We start from the raw sequence: 3351 nt of genomic DNA, 5'->3' as shown, positions 1-3351 counted from the left end.
CCCGAGAAGGGCGGCTCCACGAGGGATGCCAAGCGCATCTGCACCTCGTGCGACGTGCGCGGCGAGTGCCTCGAGTACGCGCTGAACAACGACGAGCGCTTCGGCATCTGGGGCGGACTCTCCGAGCGCGAGCGCCGCAAGCTCAAGCGCCGCGCCGGCTGACGCGCCGCACGTCTCACATCGGCAGCGCTCGGCTTCCGGGCGCGCCGGGCCAGGTGTCCGAACTGCCCCGATCGCGCGCTTAGGCTGACGGTGTCATGCCAGCCCGAGTTCATGCCATCATCGTCGCGCGCTCCGGATCCTCTGCCCGCGCGCAGCTGCTCCGCACGCTCGAAGCGGTGCGCGCGCAGACCGTGCCGCCTGAGGCGGTGACACTCGTCCTCTGCGGCGACGCGACCACTGCGCGCGAGAGCGAAGCCGTGGCCGCGACGGTCGAGGGCATCATCGAGGCACGACCGGGGACTTCCTTCACGGAGGCGGTCGAGCTCGCGCGTCCTCGCATCGCCGAAGGGGCGTCGGTCTGGCTTCTCGCCCAGGACACGGCACCTCACCCGCGCGCCCTCGAACGCCTGCGCGGGATGCTGGAGCGGTGGCCCTCGGCCGCCATCGTCGCGCCGAAGCTGATCGCCACCGACAATGATCGCGAGATCGTGTCCCTGGGCGTGAGCATGACGACCCTCGGACGCACGGTCGAACTCGCGGCCGGCGAGCTCGACCAGGGCCAGCACGATGCCATGGACGACGCGCTCGGCTCCGACATCCGGGGCATCCTGATCCGCGGCGAGGTCCGCGAGGCGCTGCGTCCCGACACGGCGCTCGGAGGCGCGGACGAGGGGCTCGATCTGGGCGTGCGGGCACGGCTCGGAGGAGGCCGCGTGGTGCTGGCTCCCGCGGCGCGGATATCGGCTTCGCCCGACGGGCCGGCAGCGCCCGCGTCGAGCGCGTCACGGCGGGCGTTCGCGAGCCGGCTCGCGCAGCTCCACCGGCGACTCTCGTACGCCCCGGCAGCAGCGGTCCCCCTGCACTGGCTCACGTTCCTTCCGCTGGCGCTCTGGCGCTCGGTGACCCATCTGATCGCGAAGCGCCCGGAGGCGGTGATCCCGGAGTGGGCGGCGGCGATCACGGCGATGCTGCGGTTCGGTGCCGTCGCACGCTCCCGATCGCGCATCAGGTCGTTCCGCTCGTCGGGCTGGGCCAGCGTCGCGCCGTTGCGCGTGACGTCGTCCCAGCTCCGCCGGCGACTGGATGACGGCCACGGAAGCGAGGGCGGCGCGGTCAGCGAACTGAGGTTCTTCTCGGGCGGCGGCGCGTGGGCGGTGCTCGGAGCCCTCGTCGTGAGCATCGCCTCCTTCACCACCCTCGTGGCCTGGCCCACCCTCGGCGGCGGCGGGATCCTGCCGCTCGCGGCGACTCTCGGGGGACTGTGGCGCGACGCGGCCTGGGGACTCCGCAGCGTCGGTGTGGCGCTCGTCGGTCCGGCCGATCCCTTCGCGGCGGTGATCGCGGTACTCGGATCACTGTGGCCCGCCGCCCCTTCGTTCGGTCTCGTCCTCCTGTGGGTGCTCGCGCTCCCGCTGGCGGTGCTGGGCGGGTGGTTCGCCGCCACCCGAGTCACCGATCGGTCCGGTCTGAGGATCTTCGCCGGGATCGCCTGGGCGCTGGCGCCCACATTCCTGACCGCGCTGATCGAAGGGCGGCCGGCCGCCGTACTCGTCCACCTTCTGCTGCCCTGGCTCTTCCACACCGCCGCAGTGGCGCACCGGTCCTGGGGCGCCGCCGGAGCGGCCTCGCTGTTCTTCCTCGCGGTCGCCGCGTGCGCTCCGTCCCTCATACCGGCGCTCGTGATGCTGTGGATCGTGGCGGTCGCGATCGCCCTCGCGACCGCCCGGTTCCGCGGCGCCGGACGCCTGCTCTGGCTCCCCGTTCCCGGCATCGCGATGTTCGCCCCCCTCGCACTGTGGCAGTTCTCCCACGGCACGCCCATCGCGCTCCTGGCGGACCCGGGCTTCGTCTGGTCGGCCGGTCAGGCCTCTGCCGACGGGAGCGGGAGGTCGGCGCTCGCGACGGGCTTCCCGACCGTGGACTTCGCCGGGTGGACCGCGTTCGCGCCGGCGCCGATCGCGGCGTGGGCGCCGCTGCTGTGCGCTCCGCTCGCCCTGCTGGCCCTGTGCGCCGCCGTCGCGCCGCGCTGGCGCGCCGGGATCATGATGCTCGTGGTCGCGGCGGCCGGTCTTGCGACGGCGTTCTTCGCGGTGGGCATCGTCGTGAGCTTCGCGCACGGCGCACCCGTGCCCATCTGGCCGGGAGCGGGCCTGAGTCTCGCCTGGGCGGGCGTCCTGGGCGGAGCCCTCGTCACACTCGACACCGCGCTCGTGCGGCCCCGGCTGCGGGCCGTGGCGACCGCGGTCGCGGCTCTCGCGCTCGTCGTGTGCGCGATTCCCGCGCTCTCGGCCTTCCACCTCGATCGGACGGTGCTGACGAACGGTCCCGAGTCCACGCTTCCCGCCTTCGTGGCAGCGCAGGCGAGCGGTGATTCCGACATCGCCACCCTGGTCCTCACACCGCAGAACGACGGCGCACTCGCCGTCGAGGTGGTGCACGGCGCGAGTGAGACGCTCGGTGGACAGGCGACGATGTCGTCCACCGCCGTCGAGCCCCAGGGTGCTGACATCGCGACGCTCGCGGTCGACCTCATCTCCGCGCGGGACTTCGACGCGCCGATGGAACTCGCCCGACACGGCATCGGCTACGTCCTCCTCGCCGAGCCCCTCGGCGGCGAGGGCGACCGCGCGCGCGCGCTGAGCTCGGCCGCGGTCGCTTCGATCGACCAGCGCGCCGGATTCGTCCACGCGGGCAACACCGACCGCGGGGTGCTCTGGCGCCTCGAGGCCGACGCCGCCGAACCGTCGCCGCTGTCCGAGACGCAGGGGGCGACGGCGCGGCTGATCGTGCTCACGCAGCTCGCGCTGGTGCTGGCGGCACTGCTGCTCGCCCTCCCGACACGCGCTTCGCGCCGGGCGGCCCGGAGCCGGTCCCGCATCGTCGGACGCGCTCCCGATGAGCCGATCGTGCTCCCTCGGCACGCCGAGGATCGTGAGCCCGACGAGCCGCTCGGCCTCGCCGAGCCGCTCAGCCTCGCCGAGCCGTCTCATGACGACGAGATCGAGCCGCGAGCGGATGAGACCTCGCCGGCGCCGACCGTGCCGGAGCAAGGGGCGCAGGAACCGGAACAGCAGGAGCCGGAACAGCAGGAGCCGGAGCACGGACACGAGCCGGAAGCGCAGCCGGCCGAGGAGGATCGGCGATGACCGGAAGCAGGGCAGTGCGCGTGGTCGCCAACGGTGCCAGGCT

At 73.5% G+C, this 3351-nt stretch carries 2 protein-coding genes; both read left to right on the top strand.

The genetic code is table 11. The features are described from left to right. Positions 1-162: WhiB family transcriptional regulator (locus RIF89_RS12665; protein ID WP_309069457.1), on the top strand; the 162-nt coding region annotated here is incomplete at its 5' end. Between the two features lie 95 nt (positions 163-257). Beyond that, complete coding sequence (locus RIF89_RS12660) at positions 258-3308, top strand: glycosyltransferase (protein WP_309069456.1); 3051 nt, start codon at positions 258-260, stop codon at positions 3306-3308. Positions 3309-3351 lie beyond the last annotated feature (43 nt).

Source organism: Microbacterium sp. (assembly GCF_031178525.1).
Taxonomy (GTDB): Bacteria; Actinomycetota; Actinomycetes; order Actinomycetales; family Microbacteriaceae; genus Microbacterium.
The sequence above is the reverse complement of the archived record's forward strand: the minus strand, read 5'-3'. Positions and strand labels throughout refer to the sequence as shown.